Raw genomic sequence first — 25,021 nt, 5'->3', positions numbered from 1 at the left:
CTCGTATTGTTCAAAAACTCCATCATTACTGACAGCGTTTAATGGTATATATTCTAGACGAAATTGTTACAAAGCTTATTCTTTTGCCCAAATATCAACAATTTTCACTTAAACCGGAGCCGCAGATCGGTAAAAAACTTCCCGCTGCGTATGATGTACACTCTTGGCAGAAAACCGCAAGACTGGCGAATTGGCAGTGTACCTCAGGTTTATAAAAAAAACGCCAACGGATATGGTGGCCGCTTTATGCGAGAATTGCCCACTGCTCCTGTGATTCGATGATGGATGACAATGAAAACATTGCTGATCACCCGTGAGGGTTACAACAAACTCAAAAAAGAACTGGATTACCTGTGGCGTGAAGACCGCCCGGAAGTGACCAAGAAAGTCACCTGGGCCGCCAGCCTGGGCGACCGAAGTGAAAATGCCGATTACCAGTACAATAAAAAGCGGCTGCGTGAGATCGATCGCCGGGTGCGTTATCTCACCAAGTGCCTTGAGCAGCTGAAAATTGTCGATTATTCGCCACAACAGGCGGGCAAGGTGTTCTTTGGTGCCTGGGTAGAGATCGAGAATGACGATGGTGATACCAAACGCTTTCGCATCGTGGGTTACGACGAAATCTTTGGCCGTAAAGATTACATCTCCATCGACTCACCAATGGCTCGCGCCTTGCTGAAAAAAGAGGTGGGGGATACGGCTACGGTTGAGACCCCGGCAGGTATTGCCTACTGGACGGTCAACGAGATCGAATATATCAAAGACGAAGAATAGTTGAGACCGTAGGGGCGCTGCATGCTGCGCCCGTCAAAACCTCGGCCCTCTGGACTGGCATTTTCCCCCTGCAAAACGTATAACTATCCCCCTATCGATTATCGCTGCTAACAGATACCTGACTTATGACTGATCCACTGAGCCGCATTATTGCAACCGAACTGCAGGCCCGCCCGGAGCAAGTTGACTCCGCCATCCGTCTGCTGGATGAAGGTAATACCGTGCCGTTTATCGCACGCTATCGTAAGGAAGTCACCGGGGGCCTGGATGATACCCAACTGCGTCAGTTGGAGACTCGTCTGGGCTATCTGCGTGAACTGGAAGATCGCCGCCAAACCATCCTCAAGTCCATTGAAGATCAGGGTAAACTGACCGAACAGTTGGCGGGGGCAATCAACGCCACGCAAAGCAAAACCGAACTCGAAGACCTTTACCTGCCCTACAAACCGAAACGCCGCACCCGTGGGCAGATCGCTATTGAAGCCGGTCTGGAGCCGCTGGCAGACTCCCTGTGGCAAGATCCGCAACAGCAGCCAGAACAGCTGGCCGAAGGATTTGTCGATGCCGAGAAAGGCGTGGCAGACGTCAAAGCGGCGCTGGACGGCGCACGCTACATCCTGATGGAACGCTTTGCCGAAGACGCGACCCTGCTGGCAAAGGTGCGTGACTACCTGTGGAAAAACGCCCATCTGGTGTCCAAGGTTGTCGACGGTAAAGAAGAGGAAGGCGCGAAATTCCGCGACTACTTCGATCACCACGAACCAATTGCGCAAGTGCCTTCGCACCGTGCGCTGGCAATGTTCCGTGGCCGCAATGAAGGCGTGCTGCAACTGGCGCTGAACGCCGATCCGCAGTTTGAAGAAACCCCGCGTGAAAGCCAGGGCGAGCTGATTATCACCAACCATCTCAACCTGCGCCTGAACAACGCGCCGGCAGATGCCTGGCGTAAATCCGTGGTTAACTGGACGTGGCGCATCAAGGTGTTGCTGCATCTGGAAACCGAGCTGATGAGCACCCTGCGTGAGCGCGCGGAAGACGAAGCGATCAACGTTTTCGCCCGCAACATGCACGATCTGCTGATGGCAGCCCCGGCCGGTATGCGCGCTACCATGGGCCTGGATCCTGGCCTGCGCACTGGCGTTAAAGTGGCGGTGGTGGATGCCACCGGCAAGCTGGTTGCCACCGATACCGTTTATCCGCACACCGGGCAGGCAGCCAAAGCCGCTGCGGTCGTTGCCGCGTTGTGCATCAAACACAAGGTTGAGCTGGTTGCCATCGGTAACGGCACCGCATCACGCGAGACCGAGCGTTTCTTTGCTGAGCTGCAACAGCAGTTCCCGGACGTTAAAGCCCAGAAAGTGATCGTCAGCGAGGCCGGAGCTTCGGTGTATTCCGCTTCCGAGCTGGCCGCGTTGGAGTTCCCGAACCTGGACGTTTCGCTGCGCGGTGCGGTTTCCATCGCCCGCCGTCTGCAAGATCCGTTGGCCGAACTGGTTAAGATCGATCCGAAATCTATCGGTGTGGGCCAATACCAACACGACGTCAGCCAAAGCCAGTTAGCCAAGAAGCTGGACTCGGTGGTGGAAGACTGTGTGAACGCCGTTGGCGTTGACCTGAACACCGCCTCCGTGCCGCTGCTGACCCGCGTAGCTGGCCTGACGCGCATGATGGCGCAGAATATCGTCACCTGGCGTGATGAGAATGGCCGCTTCAGCAACCGTGAACAACTGCTGAAAGTGAGCCGTTTGGGGCCAAAAGCCTTCGAGCAGTGTGCGGGCTTCCTGCGCATCAACCACGGCGATAACCCGCTGGATGCCTCAACCGTTCACCCGGAAACCTACCCGGTGGTGGAACGCATTCTGGCCGCGACCCGCCAGGCTCTGCAAGATTTGATGGGCAACCCGAGCGCGGTACGCAGCCTGAAAGCCAGCGATTTTACCGATGAGAAATTCGGCGTACCAACGGTCACCGACATCCTGAAAGAGTTGGAAAAACCGGGCCGCGACCCACGCCCGGAATTCAAAACGGCTACCTTCGCCGAAGGGGTGGAAACCCTCAACGACCTGCAGGTGGGCATGATCCTGGAAGGTTCGGTCACCAACGTCACCAACTTTGGTGCCTTTGTTGATATCGGCGTTCATCAGGATGGCCTGGTGCACATCTCGTCATTGGCGGACAAGTTCATTGAAGATCCACATACCGTGGTGAAAGCCGGCGATATCGTCAAGGTGAAGGTGATGGAGGTCGATCTGCAGCGTAAGCGTATCGCACTGAGCATGCGCCTGGATGAGCAACCGGGTGAAGGTTCACCACGCCGTGGCGGGGGCAATAATAACGCTCCAGCTCGCGATAAAAACTCACGCCCTGCGGCTAATAAGCCTAAACCACGCAACAGCCCCCCGGCAGGTAACAGTGCCATGGGTGACGCGCTGGCCGCGGCATTTGGCAAGAAATAATGAGCTGAGGGGATAAACCTTTATCCCCTCCTTCGGCTATCTCTTGGACAAACCTCCTGTTCAAGAGACATCGCTGGCTTATAGATCGTCTCTCCGTTCGGACCCTTACCTGACTTAATCGGCAGGCCGCTGATGCCGGTATAACACAGGGATTTATTGGAACTTGATTGATGGAACAACAATATCAGCAATGGCTAATGGCTCTTTCAGCCCCCATGGTCGCGATAAATGCTCATACCGGCTGCACCTTTGACTCGCTAAAATATTATCCCTTCGACACCACTTTCGATTTAAAAGAAAGCTGGGGGATCACCTCGCGCTCTGGTGTGATCAATATGATATTACGCATGGTGGATGCAGGGCATGCGAGAGAGCTGGCACACTACTATTCTCTCTGGCATCGTCTCAGTCCGACGCAATGGCAGGAGCATGTGGAACAACAGTCAGTTGAAGAACAGGTGTTGATGCAAATAGTCGCTGATACGGCGGTTATTTGTGGTGATGGAGGCATCCGTTCCTGGGACCTGGGGCGGCTGAGTTTTCTTTGTCGCGTTGCTCAGCTCCATGGCTGGTTTACCGCTGAGGAAAATCTGTGGTTCCATACTCGGCTAGCACTGCGTGCCCGCCACTATTACGCGAATTGGGAAAGCTATTACGCCGCGTTTTTCGTTGGCCGAGCCTATTGGCAATCATTAAATCAGGAGACCCCTGAACAACAGCAATATGCTTTTTGCCATTACAGTGGAACGGAAAACTATATTCAGATGCAACAGCACCTCTATTGCCACGCAGATAGCCCCTTAAAAAATCTGGCCTGGCACATTGACTGCCATGAAATGGAGAAACCGGCGTCTCTGGAAGAGGTTGATTGGTCATGAATCAACGTTGCTGGCAAATATTAGGCATTGAGCCAACGGAAGATCAACAAGCCATTCGCGCCGCCTATCGCAGTAAGCTCCCCGACCATCATCCTGAAAATGACCCGAGCGGTTTTCAGCTATTACGTCAGGCTTTTGAGCACGCGCGAAAACTGGCCGAGACCCCGTTTATGCTGCGTTCTGCACAGAGTACTGAAGATGATGGTCCTCATGATGTGGGAACAGCTCAACTCGAGCAGGCCCCCGAGCCGCCGCCATCCGCTGCAGAACCATTATTCGAGAGCATGCTGGCCCAATTTGATGCTCTGTTGAATACCCCCGAAACACGTTATCAGCCACAAAGCTGGCATCGCTATATCGCTCAGTTGGATCAGTACGATATTGCACTCATTGACCGGCTACGCTGGTACTTGCTCGATCGTGTTTACCACTCACCATGCATCTCTACCGACTGCGTCAGACTATTAGCAGACCGTTTGAACTGGCGGCATCGCCTGAATGAACTGGAGCAGGACGACGCTGCCCGGATGGATGATTATTTAGATTATATCGCACGCGCCGATATCTTCGATCTTTCCACACTGTCGTCAATCAGCCTGCCTGCCCAAGTAGAAACCGTTGCCTTCTTCCGCCATGCGTATCATCTGTACTGGAATGAGCCAGAGTGGATGCTGCGTTTACTGCTGAGTAATCCATCAGTGATTTACTGGCCTGATTGCCCACGGTTGATGAAACAGCTGGCGCAATGGTACAGCCTGGCGGAAGTTCCCAGCGAAACGTTGCGGGATCACTGTTTGGCACAGCTGGAGCTGGACGCAGAGAATAGCGATTGGTTGTACCTGGCTGCCCGGCATTGTGCTTTGCTGCAGGATAATCAGCGGGCGTTTGATTATTGGCTACAGCTATATCGGTTAGAGCAACATGCGCAGGCCGAGCAAGGGTTATTGGATTGGTGCCTTGAACAACATCCAGCTTATCTACCGCTGTTGATCCAGGCTTTTGATCGGCCGGTTTACCCTGCGGCGGCAGGGATAGCGGCAGATGATGAGATGCAAGATTTCCTGACCCCGACCCAAACGGTACAGACCTTGGTACGTTGGGGAGAGGCCGCTCAGTTAAACTGGGCAGAAGTGCCGATTGCCCAGGCTTATATCTATTGGAAATCCGGTAACGGTCATGTCGGTGTGATGTATGACCAGCTAATGCTTGATGATGGTTCCGACCCTCTGCGATTACTCTACCGCCACGCCTGCATGCTAACCTTGGGTAATGAAGGCCTGTTGCAGCAAATTATTGACCAACCCACACCGGCCGCTCCCCTAGAGGCCCTGATCCTGCAAGGGCTGCAATCTCAGGCGGCACAGCGGCTGGCATGGTTGAATGATTCGAGCGTCATTGCCAACTTCATTCAGTGGCTGGATGGCCCAATTGACCACCATCTGCCAGAGAGATACACCGATACTGACTCCGCTAGCTGGCATCAAGCCGTCTTCTGGCTGCGGCAATGGCGTTACCTGTCACCAGCACGATTGAACCGCTTGTATCAGGAACCGGCGTTTAGTGCACAGCTTGGCACCATCAATGACTGGTTGAATTATTTAGCTGCCGTGGACCAGATTGAGATCCCACCGTTTAGCGACGCTACCGCACCCTGGGATCAATACCGGCAAACCTGTTTACTGGTGCTATTACTCAATGGGGCGGCCGGGCATATCGATACTGTCCGTCAGATAAACCGCTTAACGCTCAGTGAACAACACCCCGTCTACGAACTGTATCCATTAATCCGGCAACTCGCCCCGGCAAAGGGTGACCTGGTCTGGCAGCTTGAGCAACAATTGCGGTTGGATAACCGTCTGCACTACCTTTGCTGGTTGGAATTACCCGTATCTATTAATCAGTTTTTGCTCCGCGTACAGAGCCAGTCAGAGCTGTGCAACTGCACTAATGTCAATCATTTCTATCATCGTGTTGCCAGTTGGCCTGATGAGATAGAACAGGCTCCGATAGCCGAGCAAGCCTTGCTTCACGCATTTTTACTGCGCCATGGCGACCAGTCAATACAGGACAGAAGCCGGGAGGCGCTTGAACGGTTAGACTGCGGCAATCAGGGGGAAGCGGAGCTACGGCAGGCATTGCTTAACGGTAAAAAGCCCAAAGCCCTGGGGAACTCAACGCTGTTTGCCCGGGACTCATTGCTGACCAAAATAGCTCAGGTTGGCTATCGCCTGTATGACTACGATTGGGATAAGTTGGATCAAGATGAACGTCAGCAGCTGATGGCCTGCCTGGCAGATAACCGCCTCTCCCCCATTCTGCGATTGAATGCCGGGTTATTAGTGCAGCTATCGGAGCAGCGCGTCATTGAAAAACAGCGTGCGAAAGAACAAAGACCAGACACTCGCTTCTGGCAGTTCTGGCAATTTGACCGACGCATCAACCGCCTGGGCCTGCTGGCTCAGCTGACGCTAGTACCGCTGGTGATGGTTGCGGTTTACCTACTGCTCATCAACGTGCTTTCGGCCTGGGTCATTATCGGGTTACTGCTGCTCAATACGTTCAGCGCACTGCTGCGGCGCAGTCATGATTTAAACCGTAAATACCCGGTCTTTGAAGCTGTGTTGCTGATATGCATGCCTTATCTGATCCTGCTGTATCTGCTGATCCCCGGCGTGAAGCACGCGAACCAATATGGCCCGCCGCCAGGAGAAAAACGCTGAGGATTGTGGCGTGAGGAACTGCCCCCAACGTTTTATGGGGGCAGTTGACGTTCAGAAACTCATCTCGTCCAGAAAACGTTCCAGCCGCAGGCGTATGGGCTGGATTTTTTGCTCCTGCTGGCTAACCAACACCGCTTCAAACTCCTGCAACCACAAACCGATCTGCATACGCTCATCCCCCAGTGACTGCGCCCAGGCTTTTTCCAGCCTCGCCTGCAAGGTACGGTTAGACAGCGTATCGCGTGGATGCACTTTTAGCTCCTGCAAACGCTGCTGACTTTGTTTTCGCTGTTCCGGGCTCAGGCCAATGGGGCTGTGGTCGATCACTTTTGAGAAGGAATCACCACTGTCTGGCAGATGGACATCAACCTCTAACAGCCCATTGATATCGTAACTGAAACGAACGTCCAGTGATTGAATATGGCCGTTAGGCTTTACCGGCACGGTAAACTCATCCACCAGGATATTGTTGTCAACATGTGGGCTTTCACCCTGATAGATCGCTATCCGGATCGCCTTTTGCTCCACATGCGTCGTGGTGAAACTTTCAACCCGTGAAGTCGGGACCACGGTATTACGTTCCAGAATTGGTGAGAAAATCCCATGTCGATCCGCATTCGAGGTAGCGATGCCCAGCGTATAGGGGCAGACATCCGTCAGGATCACTTCGTCGATATTCTGATCGCGCAGGCGGCAGGCGGCATGTACTGCGGCACCTAGCGCTACGATGGTTCTGGGATCGAGGTGCTGATGCGGCAACTGACCAAATAGCTTCACCACCAGTTTTTGGATGGTGTTCAGCTTAGTGGCTCCGCCGACCAATACCAGGTGATCCATCTGCTGCGGTTGCAAACGAGCATCGTGCAACACCTGTTCAATCGGTGCGCGCAGGCGATTAAGCAGCGGCAGCCAGATCTCCCCTGCTTTACGTTCATCCAGCTCTATTTCCCATTGCCGGTCCTGCCATTGCCAATGCAGCTGATGCGAGCCCTGTTGCTGATTAAGTTGGCATTTCCACTGCTCGACGCAATCATACAACCGTGCCATATCATGGGGCGCGATCTGCGAGGCGTTCAGTTGCCATTCGTTGAGGCAGGCTTTAATGATTGCCTGGGTAAAATCTTCACCGCCAAGATAGTTATCACCCGCCGAAGCGTGCACCTCAATCAGCGGCAGATCATATTCCAATACCGTGACGTCAAAAGTGCCCCCGCCCAGGTCAAACACCAAAGTACGGCCAACCCCTTGAGTGTGCAGGCCATAAGCCATTGAAGCCGCAGTCGGTTCATTAATCAGCCGTACCGCATTTAAACCGGCCAGTTCGGCGGCAAAGCGGGTCTGCTTGCGTTGCTCATCGCTAAAATAGGCAGGTACCGAAATCACCACGTCGCGGATCGGCTGGCCAAGAAAACTCTCTGCGTCAGATTTCAGTGATTTCAGCACGATGGCCGATAGCTCTGGGGCGTCAAACGTCTGTTGATCCAGTTTGAATTTCTTCTTGCTACCCATGTAACGTTTAAACAGCGCTGCCGTCTTTTGTGGGTGGGTCGTCAGGCGAGATAACGCAGAGCGGCCAACCAATATTGACCCATCTTCATCAATGCTGACGACCGAGGGGGTAAGAAATTCATTGAGCGCGTTGGGGATTAAGCGCGACTCCCCGTCTTGCCAGACACTGATCAGGCTATTGGTGGTGCCTAAATCGATGCCGATTGCCGGGGTAGCGTCATGCTGCTGTAACATCGTCCTGACCTCGTAGAGAAGGATACTTGTCGCGCCTGGCGCTTCTAGTAGAGCGGAATTGTGCGCGACAACGTAGTCCATGATGGGGTTTTTATATCGTTTGATATTAGCATGATGGTATTAGGTAGCTCATCGCCATGGAATTTATTTGCTTGAAAGTCATGTTCAACTTTAGCCAATCAATGCGCTAGCTCGGGGATGACATCCCGCCTAACGTGGCTTTACCAAAATTGCTCCCTTCATTGACACCAGCCATAGATTACCCAGTAATATGCGGATACCAACAACAGGGAATGTAAAATGAATAGTCAAAATCAAGACGTAAGTAAGTTTTTAAGCTATGTATTACGCCACCAACCAGAATCTATCGGTTTAACGCTGGATAGTGAAGGATGGGCAAACATCGATTCGCTTATCGCCTGTGCAGCTAAAAAGGGTAGGATACTTGACCTGCCACTAATAAGATCGGTTGTAGAGAATAGCGACAAGAAGCGCTTCTCTATTTCTGATGATGGCGGTTATATCCGCGCGGTACAGGGGCACTCCTCAAAACAGGTTGATATCAACTACGAGGAACAGACCCCGCCACAGTACCTTTACCATGGCACGGCAACACGTTTTATCGATTCAATTCATCAAGACGGATTGCTCGCAGGCTCCCGTCAATATGTGCATCTATCTGCCGATATCACTACAGCGACCGCCGTTGGCCAACGGCATGGCAAGCCTGTTGTGTTAACCATCGATGCTTTGGCAATGTACCAAAATGGCTTTAAATTTTATCAGGCTGATAACGGAGTCTGGTTGACGGCAACTGTGCCAGTGAAGTTTATTGGTGAGTGATGGTGGAGATGAAAGCATTTTTGCCAGTTGCCCTTCTTGCGCCACCGTTAGCGGCGCCCCGACAATTTTGACTTGCCGCAATAAAATGGCGATTTTTTTGTCACCCAGTTTCGCGTCATCGCTTTCAGCCCCCATACCGGTAAAAATGCCCCGTTGTTAACACCCTTATTAACACCGCCCTTTCAGGCCGTCGATTGTGCCGTAAACACAAATACTTACCCCTCTCATTTACAGCAGGCGATGTTGCCAGATCTGCGCCACAAAACTTTCAGCCACGCCAATAGAGCTACAACTGTTTCATTACCGCAAGGAAATGCACAAATTTGCAACTTAATTAACCTTTTGCACTCATTTGCAGTACGTTTGGCTTAGTGCTAAAACTAGGGCTGGCAAGGCGTCCATTGCAGATATGACAGCATTTACAATTGCCCATACATTCCGTATTGAATACGATAATTGTTATCACTATGATTCTGTGTATTCATTGCTCTGTTTTTGGCTCGGCTCTCCTGGCCCCATACACCTTTTCGCAGGTAGTCTGGGCAGCAAATGTTCTGAAGGTGGCATTCCCGTGGGAATTCCCAACTCATTGAGAAGGCAATATGCAGCTGCTTCCTAAACATACCTATAAAATCACCGGCTTCTCCAGCGAGATCAGCCCGGCCTACCGCCAGAAATTGCTGTCGCTTGGCATGCTGCCCGGCTCGCAGTTTGACGTAGTCCGCGTGGCACCGCTTGGCGACCCGATAGAAATAAAGACTCGCCGCGTTAGCCTGGTACTGCGGAAAAAAGATTTAGACCTGATCCTGCTAGATAGCCAACCGTAACGCGCTGTCCCCGCCTCAGGCAGTTGCCGTGTGCAAACGCGGCCGATACTTAATTTACTGATATCACGTTGGTTTATGAAAAAAATCACTATTGGCTTAATCGGTAACCCGAACTCGGGCAAGACGACGCTGTTCAACCAGCTCACCGGGTCGCGCCAGCGGGTCGGTAACTGGGCTGGGGTGACGGTTGAGCGTAAAGAAGGCCAGTTTACGACGCCGCAGTCACAGGTCACGCTGGTGGATTTACCAGGCACTTACTCACTCACCACCATCTCCGAACAAACCTCGCTGGATGAGCAGATCGCCTGTCACTATATCCTGAGCGGCGATGCGGATATGCTGATCAACGTGGTCGATGCCTCCAACCTGGAACGCAACCTCTACCTGACGCTGCAACTGCTGGAGCTGGGTATTCCGTGCATCGTGGCCTTGAACATGCAGGATATTGCCAAGAGTCAGAATATTGAGATCGATGTCGCCGCCCTGGCCGAGCGCCTTGGCTGTCCGGTGGTATCCATGGTTTCTACCAAGGCCGACGGCATTGGCCTGCTGAAACAGACCATCGATAATCATCGCTTCAATCAGTTAAAAGCGCTGGTGGCCTATCCGCCGCTGCTGCTAGACGAAATCACTACGCTGACCGAGGCCATGCCTCAACAATTGCCCACCGAACAGCGGCGCTGGCTGGCCCTGCAAATGCTGGAGGGCGACATCTACAGCCATCAGTTGGCCGGGAAAGCCACCGAGCTACTGGCACATTCCAGGTTAGCGCTGCAACAGCAGCAGCAGGAAGATCCCGCGCTGGTGATTGCCGATGCCCGCTACCAGTCGATCGCCACTATCTGCGATGCGGTCAGCAACGCCAAGCTGGCGTTGCCAAACCGCCTGACGGAGGTACTGGATCGGGTGATCCTCAACCGCTGGCTGGGGGTGCCAATCTTCCTGCTGGTGATGTACATCATGTTCGTATTGGCGATCAACATCGGCGGCGCACTGCAACCAATCTTCGATCTCGGTTCGGCGGCCATCTTTATTCAGGGCATCCAGTGGGTCGGTTATACCCTGCATTTCCCGCAGTGGCTGACCGTCTTCCTGGCGCAGGGCGTGGGCGGCGGTATCAATACCGTGCTGCCGCTGGTTCCCCAGATCGGCATGATGTATCTGTTCCTGTCATTCCTGGAAGACTCCGGCTATATGGCTCGTGCGGCATTTGTCATGGACCGCCTGATGCAGGCGCTCGGGTTGCCGGGTAAATCCTTTGTGCCGCTGATCGTCGGCTTTGGCTGTAACGTGCCATCCATTATGGGCGCACGCACCTTAGATGCCCCACGCGAACGCCTGATCACCATCATGATGGCCCCTTTTATGTCTTGCGGTGCACGTTTGGCAATTTTTGCCGTATTCGCCGCGGCCTTCTTCGGCAAGGATGGCGCGGGCGTGGTGTTCTCACTGTATATGCTTGGCATCGTGGTGGCGATCCTCACCGGTCTGGTGCTGAAATACACCATCATGCGCGGCGAAGCATCGCCGTTTGTGATGGAGCTGCCGGTTTATCACGTGCCGCATCTGAAAAGCCTGCTGCTGCAAACCTGGCAACGCCTGAAGGGCTTCGTGTTACGCGCTGGGAAAGTGATCGTCATTGCCAGCATCTTTATTGGCGGCTTGAACAGCTTCTCGTTCAGCGGCCAGCCGGTAGACAGCATCAATGATTCAGCGCTGGCCTCAGTCTCCAAGGTGCTGACTCCGCTGTTGCAACCCATGGGCGTACACAGTGATAACTGGCAGGCGACCGTCGGGCTGGTGACAGGGGCGATGGCCAAAGAAGTGGTAGTTGGAACGCTCAACACGCTGTACACCGCAGAGAACATCACCAATGAGCACTTCGATGCCGCCAACTTCAATCTGCTTGATGAACTCGGTGCCGCCGTCAATGAAACCTGGCAGGGCCTGAAGAACACCTTCAGCCTGAGCGTACTCTCCAACCCTATCGAAGCCAGCAAGGGCGATGGTGAGATGGGCGTGGGCTCAATGGGTGTCATGAGTAGCAAATTTGGCACTTCAATCTCTGCCTACAGCTATCTGATTTTCGTGTTGCTGTACGTTCCCTGCGTCTCGGTGATGGGAGCCATTGCACGTGAGTCCAGCCGTGGTTGGATGACCTTCTCCATCCTGTGGGGGCTGAACGTGGCCTATTCGCTGGCAACGCTGTTCTATCAGTTCGCGACCTTCAGCCAACATCCGCAATACAGCGCGACGGCGATCCTGATCGTGCTGCTGTTCAATGCACTGGTGCTATTGGGCTTGCGCAAGGCACGGAGCCGCGTAACGATCCGCTTGCGTAGCGCCGCCTCGGCGTCCTGTTGTCAAAGTTCGGGTGACTGCCACTAATGGCCAGCCTGCTGCAAATCCGTGATGCGCTTGCCCTACGAGGCAGCGCTCAGGCACAACAGCTGAGCCAGCAAATGGCAACACCCTTGCCATTGGTAGAGGCAATGCTGCAGCGTTTGACCGCGATGGGGAAAGTTGAACGTATTGAGCTCGATAGCAGTGAATGCCTGAGTGGCAGTTGCAAAAGTTGTCCGGAAGGGCTGGCTTGTCAAACGGTGATCTATCGTTTGAAGGAGTGAATACAGGGGCGCAATAGTTTGCCTGCGCCCCCGCACTTGAAGATTATTGCTTGTCTTTATACACGTCAGCTACGGCGCTGAACTTGCCATGCTCACGGGCAGCCAGCACGACATAATATTGGCCCCCTTTCTCATCGGCCAGTTTGGACAATTCATCTTTCAAGTCCATCGGATCGGTGGCCTGTGCAGTTGAAGACACGGTGCCAATTTTCTCATACTTGCCTGGGTTCTTATCCAGCTCGTCCTTAGTTAGCAAGGTTGCAGCCATCGAACCGAAAGACACTGAACCTACAATCAACGCCGCAACGATCATCTTCAATGATTTCATGACAATACCTCTCAATGGATAAATTGGATTTTTATGAAAGCGACTAACAACAAATGCGTCATCGAGCTTGGCTACTGCGACGTCTAACAGCTTCGTTGCTTTCCCTGACGAAGCTCCCTCTGCCCAGAAACAAATCGCCAAGGTGAAGATTGATAAGCCCACATTCACCTTGTAGCCACGCATTTACCCCTTCAAGTATCGAACAGGTTTAGTTTTTATCCACTTATTGGTTAAAAATTTACCGCCGTTTTGTGCTTTTATAATCTGTAATCAATGAGATATCGCCGCAAGACCGCGCCATTACTCGGTTGCAACAAATTGATTAATAATGTTAGCGAATGCTTCGGGGTGAGAGATAAACGGCGCATGGGCCGCTTTGGCGATCACCTCCGAGGTGGAGTTCGGCCACAATTCGTCCAGCAGGCTAGCCACTTTGCGCGGCACCAGCCCGTCGAGGTAACCATAAATACGCAGTACCGGCATCGTCAGTGTCGCCATGGATTGGCGTTGATCTACTGTGCGTAGCATCTCCAGGCCGCCGTTAAGCACCTCAACGCACGGCATCGGCTGGTTGAGCACCACGGTTTTCAACTGGCGCGCATCCTGGCGAGCGCTTTCCGTGCCCAGCGTTTGCAACGCCAGGAAGCGCTCCACGGTGCGCTGGAAATCATGGCTGAGCTGCTGCTGGAAGCCACTGAGCACCTCCGGGCGGATCCCCGGCCACGGATCGTGTGCCGTAAAGCAGGGCGAAGAAGCCACGGTGATCAGCCCGGTTACCCGCTCAGGCTGCATAAGGGCGATCTGCCCGGCTACCAGCCCACCAAGGGACCATCCCAGCCAATAAGCCTGCTTGGGTGCGGCGGCCAGCAGTATCTCGGCCATCTCCCTTAACGAAACGGCACCATAGCCCTGGCTGCGGCCATAGCCAGGCAAGTCCACCAGGTGTAGGCGAAAATGCGGAGCCAATCGCTCCAACGTGCAACCCCAGACCTCGGCATTCAATCCCCATCCGTGCAGCAGCACAAGATCGCGATCGCCTTCACCTAAGGTTTGCCAATACAGCTCTGTCATCAGTTATTGTCCTTACTCGTCGCCTTCCAAGCGGTAGCGTTTTGCACGACTCGAAATTCATAGAATATTAAAAAGGGGGAGGTGACTATGCTACCAATCCACAGCCGCTGTTGGCTATGCCGGCAACCATTACGGCTGATGCAACAGGGCATCTGCAGCTACTGCCTGCGTACGTTGCCCGCCAAACCTTGTTGCTGCCCAGTTTGCGGTTTGCCCAGTGGCGATCCCCATCAGCCTTGCGGACGATGTCTGCAAAAGGCGCCCCCTTGGCAAGCCTTGGTATTTGTTTCGGATTATCGCCCGCCCATCAGCACCCTGGTGAAAAATTTCAAATTCCAGCAGACACCCGCACTGGCTCCCACTCTGGCTCGTTTGATCCTGCTGCACTGGTTGCAGGCGCACCGAGAGCAACATCTGAACAGACCGGAGGTGATTTTAGCGGTACCCTTGCAGGATAAACGCTGCTGGCGACGTGGCTATAACCAAAGCGAGCTGTTGGCCCTGCCACTGGCCCGCTGGTTGGGCTGCGAATATCGCCCTGCGGCATTACGCCGTATCAGGGCAACCGCGCCACAACAGCAATTGATAGCGCGCCTACGGCGGCGTAATCTGCGTGGTGCTTTCCGTTGTGATGAGAACCTGGCAGGGAAGCATGTGGCATTGCTGGATGATGTGGTTACCACTGGCAGCACCATGGCAGAAATCGCTACACTATTACAGAAGCAAGGCGTCGCATCGTTGCAGATTTGGTGCGTTTGCCGCACGTTGTAGTACCACGGCAATGGGCGTATTATAACCTACTATAGAAGTCAACTATTGAGCTAATGCTATGATCCGTATAACAGATGCTGCACAGGAACACTTTGCCAAGCTGTTGGCAAGCCAAGAAGAAGGCACCCAAATCCGCGTATTCGTGATCAATCCGGGTACGCCGACGGCCGAATGCGGTGTCTCTTATTGCCCGCCAGACGCGGTGGAAGCGACAGATACCGAACTCAAGTTCGAAAAGCTGTCCGCTTACGTCGATGAGCTGAGCGCGCCTTATCTGGACGACGCTGAAATCGACTTCGTCACCGATCAGCTCGGCTCACAGCTGACGCTGAAAGCGCCGAACGCCAAAATGCGCAAAGTGGACGACAATGCGCCACTGATGGAGCGCGTAGAATACGTGCTGCAATCGCAGATCAACCCGCAGCTGGCTGGCCATGGTGGCCGTGTGACGCTGATGGAAATCACCGACGACGCGCTGGCCATCCTGCAGTTCGGCGGCGGTTGCAACGGTTGTTCAATGGTCGACGTCACGCTGAAGGAAGGGATCGAGAAAGAGCTGCTGCAAAAGTTCCCGGAACTGAAAGGCGTGCGCGATCTCACCGAGCACCAGCGCGGCGAACACTCCTACTACTGATAACTATCAGGGCGCAGTTCCGTTTTGCGCCCTGCCTATCTCCATCGGGGTCGGTAAACCGCCCCGATGCATTTAGCTTACCGAAACCTTTCTGCGTCGCTTATCCAAATCCTTCAATAAACGGTTGACCTCAACATCGTCAAACATCGCTTCCAAGGTCTGGCTCAGCTTGCGCCGCCAGTTCGGGTACTGATCGCTGGTGCCGGGAATATTGACCGGTTCTGCCATATCCAGCCAGTCTTCCGGTTGCAGGCCCAGCAACGCGCTGGCGCTGTCAGCCACATAGCGTTGCAGACCCCGGTTCAGCAACGGGCTCATGTTCAACAACGAGGCTTTCTTGCCGACCTTTTGCGGTACGCAGCCGTAGCGATGCAGCCCGTCCAGTAACCCCTGCTTGGCCCGTTCACGATCGGCAAACAGCTCTTTGAGCACTTCCGCATCCGGGTATAACCCCAGTTGCTTGCCGAGCGTCAGATCGCCGCTTTGCCAATAGCCACGCAGCGTTGGCAGATCGTGGGTGGTAATGGTCGCCATTGCCTGCACCGGATAAGACTGCGGCGCACGGAACTGCTTCTCCGCATCGTGCTCGAAATACAGTACCTTGTAGGAATAGACGCCGCTATCACGCAGTTTGCCGACGATCTCCACCGGCACGGTCCCTAAATCTTCCCCAATCACCATGCAACGATGGCGCTGACTTTCCAAGGCCAACAGCGCCAACAGATCGTCAACCGGGTATTTCACATAGGCGCCGTGATCGGCCGTTTCACCATAAGGGATCCACCATAAACGCAGCATCGCCATCACGTGATCGATACGCAAGGCGCCACAGCTGGTCATATTGGCCCGCAGCAAATCGATGAACGGTTGATACCCACGTGCCACCATCACATGCGGATCCATCGGCGGCAGGCCCCAGTTTTGCCCCAGCGGCCCGAGAATATCCGGCGGAGCACCCACCGAGGCTTGCATGCAATACAGCTCGCGTTCACACCAGGTTTCCGCCCCGCCCTCTGCCACCCCGACCGCCAGATCGCGGTACAGGCCAATCGGCATCTGGCACTGCTGGCTTTGGCCGAAGCACTCGGCAAACTGGCTGGCCGCCAACCATTGCAGCCACAGGTAGAAGGTAACCTCATCCTCATGCTGCTTACAGAAGGTTTCCACTGCCGGGCTATTGCCCTGCTGATACTCCTCCGGCCAGGCTGGCCATCCCCACATAGTGCTGTCTTTAGCACTGAGATGAGCATGTAACGCGTCGAACGTTGCCTGCTGATACAGGCTGCTGCCCCCTTCGCCGACGAAGCGTTCAAATTCCTGCTTCAGCGCATCCTGCGGCTTGCGGGCCTGGAAATGCGGGAAAGCCAGCTTCAACGCCGCCAGCTTCAACTGCGTTACCGTGCTGTAGTCCACCAGCTCACTACTACGCGCTTTGGCCAACAGCTTCTGCGTCGCGGCCTTCTGCCACCATTTTTGCGCGGCCTGGCTGAGCTGGAAATCCTCCACCACGTTGACGTCGATATACACCACGTTCAACCAGCGGCGCGAAGACGGGCTATAAGGGCTGGCGCTTTCCGGGCTGGCCGGATACAGCGCGTGGATCGGGTTGAGCCCGATAAAGGCGCCGCCGCGTTCCCCCACCTCACCGACCATCGCCCGCAGATCGCCAAAGTCGCCAATCCCCCAGTTACGCTCGGAACGCAGCGTGTAGAGCTGTACGCAGGCTCCCCACAGCTTCTTGCCGGTCAACAAGGCATCCGGCTCGTAGCAACGCTTGGGGGCAACAATCAGCCGGCAGGCCCATTGCTGCTCCCCCTGTGACAAAGTGAGCTGGTGATAACCCAGCGGTAACTTGCCCGGCAGGGTCAGGGTTTTATGCGCACTGGCACGGCCTTCTTGCTGGCTACCATCCTCGCGCAACAATACCCACTGAAACTCGCCTTCTCCCCCCAGCGGCAGCGCCACCGGGTTGCCTTGATAAAAGACTTTAACCTGCGGCAAGGGAGCCGTTGACGGCTGCAACGACGCGGGGTTCATCGCCGCCAATAGCTTGCGTTTGGTTTCTGGCGAAATTGCCTGCCGTTGGCCGTGGGCATTGATGTAATCGGCAGCAATCCCAGCCTGGGCTGCTACCTGATCGATACCTTTACTCATTCGCACTCCTTAACGCTTGGCTTGCCAAATGCGTTGCTGATAGTCACGGATCGAACGATCAGAGCTGAACATGCCTACGCGCGCGGTGTTAAGGATAGTGCGGCGCGTCCATTCGTCGCGGTCACGATACAGTTTGTCTACCTGCCGTTGAGCTTCGCAGTAGGAAGCAAAGTCCGCCAGCACCAGATACGGATCGCCACCTTCCAACAGGCTGTGCAGCATCATATCGAATGCGTGCTTGTCACCGTGACTGAATGCGCCGCTGGCCAGTTCGTCCAGGATTGCCTTCAGGTGCTTGTCTTTCTTGCGATAGCTCAGCGGATCATAACCCTTGGCCAACAGCGCTTTAACCTGCTCCACGGTGTTGCCGAAAATAAAGATGTTGTCCTCGCCGACCTGCTCGGCGATCTCGACGTTGGCTCCGTCCAGCGTGCCAACGGTCAGTGCGCCGTTCAGCGCCAGCTTCATATTCCCGGTGCCCGACGCTTCTTTACCGGCGGTGGAGATCTGCTCGGAAATGTCCGCTGCCGGGATCATCAATTCAGCGACAGAAACGCGGTAATCAGGGATGAAGGCCACTTTCAGACGATCTTTGACGATCGGATCGTTATTGATCTTCTCTGCGGCCTGGTTGATCGCATAGATGATGTTCTTCGCCAGGTAGTAGCCCGGCGCGGCTTTGGCACCAAACAGGAATACGCGTGGCACGATGTCCAGGTTCGGGTTATCCCGCAGTTGGCGATACAGAGAAAGAATGTGCAGCAGGTTCAGGTGCTGGCGCTTGTACTCGTGCAGGCGTTTGATCTGCACGTCGAAGATTGCGTCTGGATTGAGCGTCAGCCCCATTACGCTGTGCACGTAGTTGGCCAGGATCACCTTGTTATCACGCTTGATCTGCTGATACTTCTCGCGGAATGCGGCATCTTCAGCGTATTTTTCCAGCCCCTTCAGCGCATCAAGATCGTTGGCCCACTCCACTTTCAGGGTGGTATCGATCAGGCCCGACAATGCCGGGTTACACTGCTTGAGCCAGCGGCGCGGCGTAATGCCGTTGGTAACGTTGTGGAATTTGTTCGGCCACAGCTGGTGATATTCCGGGAACAGATCTTTTACTACCAGATCCGAGTGCAGCTGGGCCACACCGTTCACCGCAAAGCCGCTGACCACGCACAGGTTGGCCATGCGTACCTGCTTGTTGTGGTGTACTGCCAGCTTGGCCCACACCGCCTCATCGCCCGGCCAGTGTTGGTCTACCAACCGCTTAAAGTTGGCATTGATCTGCTTGATGATGGAGAAGTGGCGCGGCAGCAGGCTGCGGACCAGTTTCTCATCCCAGCACTCCAGGGCTTCCGGCATCAGGGTGTGGTTGGTATAGGCAAAGGTCTTGCTGGTGATCGCCCAGGCCGCATCCCAATCCAGTTGGTGCTCATCGAGCAGAATACGCAGTAGCTCTGGAATGGCGATGGTTGGGTGGGTATCGTTGAGTTGGATCACTTCGTACTTCGGCAACTCTTCAATCTTGCGCCCGGCCAGATGGTGTTTACGCAGAATATCGGCCACTGAGCAGGCACACTGGAAATACTGCTGCATCAGGCGCAGGCGTTTGCCATCCTGATGGTTGTCATTCGGATAGAGCACCTTGGTCAGCTTGGCGGCTTCTACGCCCTGCTTTTCCGCCTGCAGGAATTTGCCGTCGTTGAAATCCCCCAGATCGAATGGATGAGTATGCGTTGCCTGCCACAGGCGCAGCGGCTGGGTGACCCCGTTACGGAAGCCCAGCACCGGCAGATCCCAAGCTTCCCCACGCAGGGTAAACTCCGGGTGCCACAGCTCGCGGCCATCGGCCAGTTTCTCGATCTTGCCACCAATCCCGACATCCACCGCCAACGCAGCATTATGGCGGAACCACGGGTAGCTCTCGCGCTGCCAGTTATCCGGTGCCTCTTGCTGATGGCCCTCTTTGAACGACTGACGGAACAGCCCGTATTGATAGTTCAGCCCATAGCCGGTAGCCGGTTGCTCCACCGTAGCCATCGAGTCCAGGAAGCAAGCGGCTAAACGCCCCAGACCACCGTTACCCAACGCCGGATCGGTTTCCTGCTCCAACAGATCGGCCAGCTTGACGTCCTGCTCTGCCAACGCCGCCTCAACGGTGTCATACCAGCCAAGGTTGATCAGGTTGTTGGCCGTCAGGCGGCCAATCAGGAATTCCATCGAGATGTAGTTTACATGGCGCAACGACTTGCTGCTTTTACGCGGCGCAGGCTGCGCGGCCAGCTGTTCGGCGAGAGCGGCACTTACGGCCTCCCACCATTGATGCTGAGTCATCTGCTGTGCGGAGCTGAGGCCAAAACGCTGCCACTGACGAGTCAGTGCAGCCAGAAAAACGTCCTTTTTGAGCATAGGCTGTGACATAGGTAAAACTCTCTATCCGGTGTACCCGTCGTCTTTCAAGCGGCAACTTGAGTTCCATTGGGTAGTAAATGGGCCAATTTTTTCACTATCGTGCCGGGGAGAACCCGCAATGGCATCATCCCGCCTGGGGGTTAGCTGGGGAGGAGGATTGGGGCGTAGCTGAAACTGTGATCTCAGGCACTTTTTAAGCCCCCTTGCGTGCGGTAAGAAAGCCCATCGATATCACCGGTGAGCATAAAATCGACGGCAAACCTCAGGACGTTAGCACAGTTATGATAGCTGATGAAGTTTTGTACTTGTCCACTCACAGCCGAGAAACAGGGTAATTTCTGAGGGTAATCAGGCGCGATGTAAAGCGCAGTTAGAGCGGAACCGGGGGCAAACATAAAAAAGTGTGATCAATAGCAATTTAACTTCAAGCCAAAGCGCAAGCTTGTTGCATTACCGTTGACGATGTTCGAAGTTAAAGAGGGGGATTAATTACGAGCTACAAAATAATTAACTCAACCCGGTCCCGAGACAGGAACACGGTGAAATAAATCCTTCGGGCAGTCCTTCGGCGGCGGGAACCGCACTTTACACCTGGAATATTATGCTGATCCCATCAAAACTGAGCCGTCCGGTACGGCTGCAAAATACCGTGGTACGCGATCGTCTGCTGGCGAAGCTGGCCGGTGCGGCGAACTATCGCCTGACATTGGTCAATTGCCCGGCAGGCTACGGTAAGACCACGCTGGTGGCACAATGGGCTGCGGGCAAATCGGATCTGGGGTGGTACTCCCTGGACGAGAGCGACAACCAGCCGGAGCGCTTCGCCAGCTATCTGATCGCCGCGCTGCAACAGGCCACCACTGGCCACTGCGTGAAAAGCGAGGCATTAAGCCAGAAGCACCAATACGCCAACCTTTCGGCGCTGTTTGCCCAGCTGTTTATCGAGCTGTCTGACTGGCACCAGCCGCTGTACCTGGTGATCGACGATTACCACCTGATCACCAATGACCAGATCCATGAAGCGATGCGTTTCTTCCTGCGCCACCAGCCAGAAAACCTGACGCTGCTGATCCTTTCCCGCACCCTGCCTCCCCTGGGGATTGCCAATCTTCGCGTACGCGATCAGCTGTTAGAGCTGAGCACGCGCCAGTTGGCTTTTAATCATCAGGAGGCGAAACAGTTCTTTGACTGCCGCCTTACCTCCCCGCTGGAGCACAATGACAGCAGCCGTCTGTGTGACGAAGTGGAGGGCTGGGCAACCGCCTTGCAGCTAATCGCGCTCTCCGCCCGTCAATCCACCTCTTCCGCTCAGCAATCTGCCAAACGTCTGGCCGGGCTGAACGCCAGCCACCTGTCCGATTATCTGGTGGATGAGGTGCTGGATCGCGTCGATGCCGATGCCCGCGCGTTCCTGTTGCGCTGCTCGGTACTGCGTTCGATGAACGACGCGTTGATCGTTCGCCTGACCGGAGAAGACAACGGCCAGCAGCGCCTGGAAGAGCTTGAGCGCCAGGGCCTGTTTATTCACCGTATGGACGACACCGGCGAATGGTTCTGTTTCCATCCGCTGTTTGCCTCGTTCCTGCGCCAGCGTTGTCAGTGGGAATTGGCGCTGGAACTGCCAGGCCTGCACCATGCGGCGGCGGAAGGTTGGCTGGCGCTCGGGTACCCGGCGGAAGCCATTCACCATGCGTTGGCAGCCAGCGATGTCAGCATGTTACGCGATATCCTGTTGCAACATGCCTGGTCGTTGTTCCATCACAGCGAACTGGCCTTGCTGGAAGAGTGTCTGAATGCCCTGCCGTACGAACGGCTGATCCAGAGCCCGAAACTGGCCCTGCTGCAAGCCTGGCTGGCACAAAGCCAGCATCGTTACAGCGAAGTGAATACCCAGCTGGAACGCGCCGAACAGGCCATGCTCCAGCAAAAGATCGTCATTGACCAGACTCTGCATGCTGAATTTGACGCGCTGCGTGCTCAGGTGGCAATCAACGCCGGTAAACCGGAAGAGGCCGAACGGCTGGCCACCGAGGCGCTGAAATTCCTGCCGCTATCCAGCTATTACAGCCGCATCGTGGCCACCTCGGTCACCGGTGAGGTTCACCACTGCAAGGGGGAACTGGCACGCGCGTTGCCCATGATGCAGCAAACCGAACAGATGGCTCGCCGCCATCAGGCTTATCACTATGCGCTGTGGGCGCTGTTGCAGCAGAGCGAAATTCTGATCGCGCAAGGGTTCCTGCAAGCCGCCTATGAAACGCAGGATAAGGCCTTCGAACTGGTGCGTGAACAGCATCTGGAGCAGTTACCGATGCATGAATTCCTGCTGCGCATTCGCTCGCAGGTACTGTGGTCGTGGTCACGGTTGGACGAAGCCGAAGAAGCGGCACGTGAAGGGCTGAAGGTGTTGGCTAACTACCAGCCGCAGCAACAGTTGCAATGCCTAGCGATGTTGGCGAAATGCTCGCTGGCGCGTGGCGATCTGGATAATGCCAATGCTCACCTGCTGCGCAGCGAAGTCCTGCTGCATGGCTCGCAGTATCACCGAGACTGGCTGACCAATGCCGATAAACCAAGGGTGATCCACTGGCAGATGACCGGGGATACCACCGCAGCGGCCAATTGGCTGCGCCATACCGAAAAACCGGGGATGGCCAACAACCACTTTATGCAGGGGCAATGGCGTAATATCGCCCGCGTGCAGATCCTGCTTGGGCAGTACGAAGAAGCCGAAGTGGTGTTGGACGAGCTGAACGAAAATGCCCGCCGCCTGCGGTTGGTGAGCGATCTCAACCGTAATCTGCTGCTCAGTAACCACCTCTACTGGCAGATGGACCGTAAAGTGGATGCCCAGCGCGCGCTGATAGAATCGCTCTCGCTGGCTAATCGCACCGGGTTTATCAGCCACTTTGTGATCGAGGGAGAGGCTATGGCGCAGCAGCTGCGTCAACTGATCCAGCTCAACACGCTGCCGGAGATGGAACAGCATCGCGCCCAGCGCATTCTGCGCGATATCAACCAGCATTACCGGCACAAGTTCGCCCATTTTGACGAGAACTTCGTTGATAAGCTGCTAACTCACCCACAAGTGCCGGAGCTGATCCGCACCAGCCCGCTGACACAGCGTGAATGGCAGGTGCTGGGCCTGATTTACTCCGGTTACAGCAACGATCAGATCGCCGGGGAACTGGCCGTGGCGGCCACCACCATCAAAACCCATATCCGTAATCTGTACCAGAAACTGGGGGTCGCACATCGGCAGGAAGCGGTGCAGCAGGCGCAGCAGTTGCTGAAAATGATGGGTTATGGCGCATAGTTTAAAAGCAGATCAGTAGGTTAAGCCCGGTGTAGCGCCCCTCACCCTAACCCTCTCCCACAGGGAGAGGGGACCGAACGTGCCACATTTGACAACTGCGTTCGACCCTAAATCCGTAAGGGGTGACTGTACACAGCTGGTTTCATCTTTACTCCACTGCCTTGCTCTCTATTTTTGTCATTCTGGGTGATTTCCCAAGATGAGCATTAATCCTCCTTTTATTAAGTAACCTATAGTTTAGATAATATATAGAGCCTGATATATCCACCAAATAAATAGGTAGAGCGATATCACCAGCGGTTAATCTAAAGCCCGCCGGTTTTCTCATGACATTATCGTTTCATCTGGGTACTATTGCGGCAAATTTCCATAGGGAGTTGGGATTGTGGCAATAAACAGGAAAACACTTATTGTGGCAGGGATTTATCTTGCCACCTCTCCGGCCATGGCGAGCACGGAAACCCTCATCGATTATAGTTCTCGGCCCGACGCCGGGGTTTATCTGGGGAATCAGGTTGCCGCATCAACGTTATTTTCTCATACCCTGCACCAAAGAAAGACCGCGCCAGGGGACAGTCAATTCTGGATGCGAGTTTCGGGTTATCACAGCAAGGATCTGAGCGCGGGCGATAACGGCTTGCCCGTCGATATGGATCGTCAGGTCTTTATGCTTGGCGGCGATTTGTTGGCCTTGGATAACAACAAAGAAGAGTGGACGGCAGGCCTGATGACCGGCTACGGCCACGCCAAGAGCAGCGCTAACCACGCCACCCTCTCATCCGAAGGTAAAGTCGACGGCTATTCTATCGGCGCTTACAGCACCTGGTATCAGGATAAGAAAAAGCATTCTGGGGCGTATGTGGATTCCTGGCTGCAATATGCCTGGTTTAACAACAGCGTGACCTATGCCCAAGGCAAGCAGAATTATGACAGCACCGGCTTTAGCGCCTCGCTGGAAACCGGCTATGCCTTGCAGCCTTTTTCAGCACTCGAGTTGATTATCGAGCCACAGCTGCAGATTATTTATAACCGCTTTGATGCCGATAATTATCAGGATCCGGCAGGCGTCTATATTCATCAGGCCGATGCGCCAAACTTTACTTCACGCGTCGGTATTCGCTGGTACAGCGATCAAGACGATTATACTACCGCCTATCTCGCCACCAACTGGTGGCATAATAGTGGCAAGAACACGGTCAATTTTAATGATACGCGGGTAGAATCCAATTCGCTGGATGATCTGTTTGAGGTCAAATTAGGCCTGCATTCGCCTAGTACTTACAACATGCAGCTGTGGTTTGAAGGCGGGATCACCATGGGAGCCAACAGCTACCAGGATTACGGCGGCACCTTGGGTGTGAGCTATCGCTGGTAATAATGCTACGGCTGCAAGACGGCGGGGGTAAAGACCCTGCCGTTGCTCTGGTCTAATACCTGCAGAAATTGGATACAATAAAGACATTATCCCATTAC

Annotated in this window: 17 protein-coding genes; 12 read left to right on the top strand and 5 right to left on the bottom strand. The window is 54.6% G+C overall.

Annotation, left to right across the window (positions count from 1 at the left end; genetic code table 11):
* Nucleotides 1–291: 291 nt before the first annotated feature.
* The 4 genes from greB (at nucleotide 292) to D9980_RS21665 (ending at nucleotide 6,828) form a co-directional block, all read left to right on the top strand.
* Nucleotides 292–774 carry a transcription elongation factor GreB gene (gene greB, locus D9980_RS21680; protein ID WP_121608418.1) on the top strand — a complete coding sequence of 161 codons (483 nt, stop codon included), beginning with the start codon at nucleotides 292–294 and terminating at the stop codon, nucleotides 772–774.
* Nucleotides 775–899: 125 nt separating this feature from the next.
* Nucleotides 900–3,230 carry a Tex family protein gene (locus tag D9980_RS21675; protein ID WP_121608417.1) on the top strand — a complete coding sequence of 777 codons (2,331 nt, stop codon included), beginning with the start codon at nucleotides 900–902 and terminating at the stop codon, nucleotides 3,228–3,230.
* A 170-nt stretch (nucleotides 3,231–3,400) separates the two neighbouring features.
* Nucleotides 3,401–4,108: a DUF1266 domain-containing protein gene (locus tag D9980_RS21670; RefSeq protein ID WP_121608416.1), complete on the top strand. Its 708-nt coding sequence runs from the start codon at nucleotides 3,401–3,403 to the stop codon at nucleotides 4,106–4,108.
* On the top strand, nucleotides 4,105–6,828 hold the full coding sequence (locus tag D9980_RS21665; RefSeq protein WP_121608415.1) for a DUF805 domain-containing protein: 2,724 nt from the start codon (nucleotides 4,105–4,107) through the stop codon (nucleotides 6,826–6,828). The genes D9980_RS21670 and D9980_RS21665 overlap by 4 nt, the downstream gene beginning before the upstream one ends.
* 51 nt (nucleotides 6,829–6,879) lie before the next feature.
* Here D9980_RS21665 and D9980_RS21660 read toward each other — a convergent pair whose 3' ends face one another.
* Entirely contained in the window at nucleotides 6,880–8,571 is a 1,692-nt protein-coding gene (locus D9980_RS21660; protein ID WP_024482755.1) for a molecular chaperone HscC, read from the bottom strand.
* Nucleotides 8,572–8,871: 300 nt separating this feature from the next.
* On the opposite strand from D9980_RS21660, the gene D9980_RS21655 reads away from it, so the two are divergent.
* From D9980_RS21655 to D9980_RS21640, 4 genes are all read left to right on the top strand, one after another.
* The gene (locus D9980_RS21655) at nucleotides 8,872–9,414 is read left to right on the top strand and encodes an RNA 2'-phosphotransferase (protein ID WP_121608414.1); all 543 of its coding nucleotides are present in this window, start codon (nucleotides 8,872–8,874) and stop codon (nucleotides 9,412–9,414) included.
* A 602-nt stretch (nucleotides 9,415–10,016) separates the two neighbouring features.
* On the top strand, nucleotides 10,017–10,241 hold the full coding sequence (gene feoA, locus D9980_RS21650) for a ferrous iron transporter A (RefSeq protein WP_024482757.1): 225 nt from the start codon (nucleotides 10,017–10,019) through the stop codon (nucleotides 10,239–10,241).
* Nucleotides 10,242–10,316: 75 nt separating this feature from the next.
* The gene (gene feoB, locus D9980_RS21645; protein WP_121608413.1) at nucleotides 10,317–12,629 is read left to right on the top strand and encodes a Fe(2+) transporter permease subunit FeoB; all 2,313 of its coding nucleotides are present in this window, start codon (nucleotides 10,317–10,319) and stop codon (nucleotides 12,627–12,629) included.
* Nucleotides 12,629–12,868: a FeoC-like transcriptional regulator gene (locus tag D9980_RS21640; protein WP_121608412.1), complete on the top strand. Its 240-nt coding sequence runs from the start codon at nucleotides 12,629–12,631 to the stop codon at nucleotides 12,866–12,868. Before feoB ends, D9980_RS21640 begins: the two co-directional genes overlap by 1 nt.
* 43 nt (nucleotides 12,869–12,911) lie before the next feature.
* Here the strand turns inward: D9980_RS21640 and D9980_RS21635 are convergent, their stop codons facing one another.
* On the bottom strand, nucleotides 12,912–13,196 hold the full coding sequence (locus tag D9980_RS21635; protein WP_021181721.1) for a YdgH/BhsA/McbA-like domain containing protein: 285 nt from the start codon (nucleotides 13,194–13,196) through the stop codon (nucleotides 12,912–12,914).
* Between the two features lie 300 nt (nucleotides 13,197–13,496).
* Complete coding sequence (gene bioH, locus D9980_RS21630; RefSeq protein ID WP_121608411.1) at nucleotides 13,497–14,267, bottom strand: pimeloyl-ACP methyl ester esterase BioH; 771 nt, start codon at nucleotides 14,265–14,267, stop codon at nucleotides 13,497–13,499.
* An 87-nt stretch (nucleotides 14,268–14,354) separates the two neighbouring features.
* Here bioH and gntX point away from each other — a divergent pair, with 87 nt between their 5' ends.
* Together gntX and nfuA are read left to right on the top strand one after the other, a co-directional pair.
* The gene (gene gntX / locus D9980_RS21625; RefSeq protein WP_071681375.1) at nucleotides 14,355–15,038 is read left to right on the top strand and encodes a DNA utilization protein GntX; all 684 of its coding nucleotides are present in this window, start codon (nucleotides 14,355–14,357) and stop codon (nucleotides 15,036–15,038) included.
* A gap of 58 nt (nucleotides 15,039–15,096) precedes the next feature.
* Nucleotides 15,097–15,672 (top strand): Fe-S biogenesis protein NfuA, encoded by a 576-nt coding sequence (nfuA, locus tag D9980_RS21620; RefSeq protein ID WP_021181724.1) that lies wholly within the window; start codon nucleotides 15,097–15,099, stop codon nucleotides 15,670–15,672.
* A 72-nt stretch (nucleotides 15,673–15,744) separates the two neighbouring features.
* Here the strand turns inward: nfuA and malQ are convergent, their stop codons facing one another.
* Both malQ and malP read right to left on the bottom strand, forming a co-directional pair.
* The gene (gene malQ / locus D9980_RS21615) at nucleotides 15,745–17,826 is read right to left on the bottom strand and encodes a 4-alpha-glucanotransferase (protein ID WP_121608410.1); all 2,082 of its coding nucleotides are present in this window, start codon (nucleotides 17,824–17,826) and stop codon (nucleotides 15,745–15,747) included.
* Nucleotides 17,827–17,835: 9 nt separating this feature from the next.
* Nucleotides 17,836–20,241 carry a maltodextrin phosphorylase gene (gene malP, locus D9980_RS21610; protein ID WP_121608409.1) on the bottom strand — a complete coding sequence of 802 codons (2,406 nt, stop codon included), beginning with the start codon at nucleotides 20,239–20,241 and terminating at the stop codon, nucleotides 17,836–17,838.
* A gap of 592 nt (nucleotides 20,242–20,833) precedes the next feature.
* Between malP and malT the strand changes: the two genes are divergently transcribed.
* Together malT and D9980_RS21595 are read left to right on the top strand one after the other, a co-directional pair.
* Nucleotides 20,834–23,548, top strand: a complete 2,715-nt coding sequence (gene malT, locus D9980_RS21600; RefSeq protein ID WP_121608408.1) for an HTH-type transcriptional regulator MalT — start codon at nucleotides 20,834–20,836, stop codon at nucleotides 23,546–23,548.
* 412 nt (nucleotides 23,549–23,960) lie between these two features.
* Nucleotides 23,961–24,923: an autotransporter outer membrane beta-barrel domain-containing protein gene (locus D9980_RS21595; RefSeq protein WP_121608407.1), complete on the top strand. Its 963-nt coding sequence runs from the start codon at nucleotides 23,961–23,963 to the stop codon at nucleotides 24,921–24,923.
* The last annotated feature ends 98 nt before the right edge of the window (nucleotides 24,924–25,021 follow it).

This window comes from Serratia sp. 3ACOL1 (assembly GCF_003668775.1).
Classification (GTDB): Bacteria; Pseudomonadota; Gammaproteobacteria; order Enterobacterales; family Enterobacteriaceae; genus Chania; species Chania fonticola.
This window is presented reverse-complemented; position numbering and strand designations above follow the sequence as displayed.

Excerpts from the sequence above, each read along its gene's own strand:
- greB (WP_121608418.1), top strand. The coding sequence starts at position 292 with ATGAAAACATTGCTGATCACCCGTGAGGGTTACAACAAACTCAAAAAA.
- D9980_RS21660 (WP_024482755.1), bottom strand. The coding sequence starts at position 8,571 with ATGTTACAGCAGCATGACGCTACCCCGGCAATCGGCATCGATTTAGGC.
- D9980_RS21670 (WP_121608416.1), top strand. The coding sequence starts at position 3,401 with ATGGAACAACAATATCAGCAATGGCTAATGGCTCTTTCAGCCCCCATG.
- bioH (WP_121608411.1), bottom strand. The coding sequence starts at position 14,267 with ATGACAGAGCTGTATTGGCAAACCTTAGGTGAAGGCGATCGCGATCTT.
- D9980_RS21665 (WP_121608415.1), top strand. The coding sequence starts at position 4,105 with ATGAATCAACGTTGCTGGCAAATATTAGGCATTGAGCCAACGGAAGAT.
- gntX (WP_071681375.1), top strand. The coding sequence starts at position 14,355 with ATGCTACCAATCCACAGCCGCTGTTGGCTATGCCGGCAACCATTACGG.
- D9980_RS21655 (WP_121608414.1), top strand. The coding sequence starts at position 8,872 with ATGAATAGTCAAAATCAAGACGTAAGTAAGTTTTTAAGCTATGTATTA.
- D9980_RS21675 (WP_121608417.1), top strand. The coding sequence starts at position 900 with ATGACTGATCCACTGAGCCGCATTATTGCAACCGAACTGCAGGCCCGC.
- malP (WP_121608409.1), bottom strand. The coding sequence starts at position 20,241 with ATGTCACAGCCTATGCTCAAAAAGGACGTTTTTCTGGCTGCACTGACT.
- feoA (WP_024482757.1), top strand. The coding sequence starts at position 10,017 with ATGCAGCTGCTTCCTAAACATACCTATAAAATCACCGGCTTCTCCAGC.
- malT (WP_121608408.1), top strand. The coding sequence starts at position 20,834 with ATGCTGATCCCATCAAAACTGAGCCGTCCGGTACGGCTGCAAAATACC.
- D9980_RS21635 (WP_021181721.1), bottom strand. The coding sequence starts at position 13,196 with ATGAAATCATTGAAGATGATCGTTGCGGCGTTGATTGTAGGTTCAGTG.
- feoB (WP_121608413.1), top strand. The coding sequence starts at position 10,317 with ATGAAAAAAATCACTATTGGCTTAATCGGTAACCCGAACTCGGGCAAG.
- nfuA (WP_021181724.1), top strand. The coding sequence starts at position 15,097 with ATGATCCGTATAACAGATGCTGCACAGGAACACTTTGCCAAGCTGTTG.
- D9980_RS21640 (WP_121608412.1), top strand. The coding sequence starts at position 12,629 with ATGGCCAGCCTGCTGCAAATCCGTGATGCGCTTGCCCTACGAGGCAGC.
- malQ (WP_121608410.1), bottom strand. The coding sequence starts at position 17,826 with ATGAGTAAAGGTATCGATCAGGTAGCAGCCCAGGCTGGGATTGCTGCC.